Source organism: Stieleria sp. (assembly GCF_041595215.1).
Taxonomy (GTDB): Bacteria; Planctomycetota; Planctomycetia; order Pirellulales; family Pirellulaceae; genus Stieleria; species Stieleria magnilauensis.
Map to the genome: position 1 here is coordinate 1 of NZ_JBFHKV010001034.1, position 3,043 is coordinate 3,043.

General features: G+C 58.7%; 2 protein-coding genes. Both read left to right on the forward strand.

Annotation, left to right across the window (positions count from 1 at the left end):
* The coding region (locus ABX749_RS27680) for a DUF1549 and DUF1553 domain-containing protein (RefSeq protein ID WP_372898877.1) at nt 1-1,689 on the forward strand (1,689 nt) is incomplete at its 5' end.
* 14 nt (nt 1,690-1,703) lie between these two features.
* Nucleotides 1,704-3,043, forward strand: a 1,340-nt coding sequence (locus ABX749_RS27685; protein ID WP_372898878.1) for a DUF1501 domain-containing protein, incomplete at its 3' end; no start/stop codon positions are given.

Consider the following 3,043-nt stretch of genomic DNA (forward strand, 5'->3'; position numbering starts at 1 on the left):
GAAACCACGCTGATCGTTCGCTACCTGCAAGAACAACGTCCCGTACCGATCGCCTTCATCGAATCACGACCCGATTTCGTCTGGAGCGATCCCCAGCCGTTCAACGAAATCGATCGACATGTCTTTGCAAAACTGAAACGACTTCGGATCAATCCGTCGCCCCTGTGCGAAGACACCGTGTTTGTTCGCCGCGTCTATTTAGATGCGATCGGACGAATCCCGACGGCCGACGAAGCCAAAGCATTTGTGTCCGATCCGGCCTCCGACAAACGCGACCGATTGATCGACCGGTTGCTCGCCCTGCCCGAGTTCGCGGATTTCTGGGCGCTGAAGTGGGCCGACGTCCTGCGAACCGAAGAAAAGGTATTGGACACCGAAGGCGTGGAAGTCTTTCACGGTTGGATTCGAGACAACATCGCATCGGGCCGTCCCCTGGATCAGTTCGTCCGAGATCTGGTCACGGGAACGGGCAGCACGTTCGAGCAACCGGCGGCCAACTACTACCGTGCCAACCGCGACCCATCGACTCGGGGCGAAACCACCGCACGTCTTTTCCTCGGCACCCGGTTGCAGTGCGCCAAGTGCCACAACCATCCGTTCGATCGCTGGACGCAAGACGATTATTACCAATGGTCGTCACTGTTTTCGCAAATCGGTTATGAAATCGGCGAGAACAAACGGCAAGACAAACTGGACAAGAACGAGTTTGCCGGTGATCAAACGGTGTTGGTGGCCAAGATGGATGAAGTTCGCAATCCGACCACCGACCGTGTCGCGTCACCCAAATTTCTCGGCGGAAACCGACTCGACGATCAAGCGATGAAGGACCGCTTGGCTGCGCTGGCGGATTGGCTGACGGCCCCGGACAACAAGCTGTTTGTCCAATCACAGACGAACTTCATCTGGTACCAGCTGATGGGGTTGGGCTTGGTCGATCCGATCGATGATTTTCGTTTGACCAATCCGCCCAGCAACCCTCCGCTGATGGACTGGCTCGCGACGCACTTTGCCGACAGCGGTTTTGACCTTCGCAGCCTGGTCGGCACGATCATGAAATCCCGAACGTATCAGCTTTCCGCCGAGCCGAACGAAACGAACGCCAACGACCGCACCTGTTATTCACGATCCTACGTGCGACGGTTGCCGGCCGAAGTGATCCTGGACATGCAGAGCGACGTGCTCGACTCCCCGGCTCGCTTCCTCGGCTATCCGACGGGAATCCGGGCCGTGCAGATTCCCGGCGTACGCAGCAAGCAAGCCCGCAAAAGCGCTCCCGAAGCCGGCGACCGTTTCCTGAAAACCTTCGGCAAACCGGATCGGATTCTCGCCTGCGATTGCGAACGCTCCAACGAAACGACGCTCAAGCAAGTGTTCGTGCTGGTCGGTGATGGCCTGAATGATCGACTCGCATCGCCGACCAATCGTATCGCCCGTTTGGCACTGTCGAAACGATCCGACGCCGACGTGGTCGAGGAACTTTACTGGGCGGCACTGTCACGTCCGCCGACCGAGGCCGAGCGAACCGCGGCGCTGCAATTGATCCGTGGCCCTAACCACAATCCGGCAGCGTCATGGAAAGACCTGCTCAGCGCCGTGGTGAGCAATCCTTCGGGCAACAAACGAGCCGACGCCTTACAAGACATCGCCTGGGCGTTGTTGAACGCAAAAGAATTTTTGTTCCGCAAATAGAGCCATCAATCACCATGAGACTTCCTCCAATGGATCGGCGTTCGATTTTGCGTGTCGGCGGTGCTGGCATGCTGGGATTGACGATGCCGAACTTGATGCGTGCGGCCGAGCGTGCCACGTCGATCAAACCGAGAGCCAAATCGGTGATTTTTTTGTTTCAGTGGGGCGGCCCCAGCCAGCTCGACACCTTTGACATGAAACCCGACGCGCCCGAATCGGTGCGCAGCCCCTATCGCCCGATCTCGTCCAGCGCCGATGGGATTCAGGTCTGCGAACTGTTGCCCGAGACGGCCAAACGCATGCATCATGCGACGCTGATTCGCACGATGACGCACACGATGAAAAATCATGCGTCGGCAGGGTACTACGCGCTCAGCGGTCACGAACCACCGAGCGACGACCAACGTTTGCGTGATTCGCTGGATCTGTATCCCGCATACGGAAGCGTCGTCGACCATCTCAGCCCCAACCAGAACGGCATGCCGACCTCGGTGGCCTATCCGCATGTGATCCGCGATGGCTCGATCGTTCCCGCCCAGCATGCCAGCTTTCTGGGAAAACGCCACGATCCGTTGTTGTTCTTGGAAGACCCCAATGACCGGGACTTCAAATTGCCCGAGCTGAGTCTGCCGCGGGGGCTATCGGTCGACCGGCTCCACCGCCGTCGCGAGATGCAAAAACTGGTCGACGCCCAGACCAGGTTGCTCGAGTATTCGGACCAGGCTCGTGGGTTCGACGATTACTACGAGCGGGCGATTTCGATGTTGACGTCCGACCGCGTCCGTAAGGCGTTTGATCTGTCGGCTGAAAAAGAATCGGTGCGAGACCGTTATGGCAGGACGACGTACGGCCAAAGCTGTTTGATGGCGCGTCGGCTGGTCGAATCGGGTGTGAAATTCGTGACCGTCTATTTCTCGGCCAGTATCGGCGGACGCCGTGTCAATGACGGCGGCTGGGACACGCACGGATTCGACAACACACGCATGTACGAGATCGTCAACAAGTACCAACTGCCGATCACCGACCAAACGTTACCGACGCTCTTGGACGACTTAGAAGAACGCGGATTGCTCGAGGAAACGCTGGTCGTCTGGATGGGCGAGTTCGGCCGCACACCGCAGATCAACAAGAACCTCAGCCGCGATCACTGGCCGCAGTGTTACACCGCCCTGCTGGCCGGCGGCGGCGTCAAGAAAGGCTACGTCTACGGCAAGTCCGACGAACACGCCAGCCGGCCGGCGGAGAATCCGGTCAAACCCGAAGACCTGGCCGCCACGATCTACCAACTCCTCGGCATCGACCCGACAACCGAACTCTACGACCGCAACAACCGCCCCCTCATCATCGGCGGAAA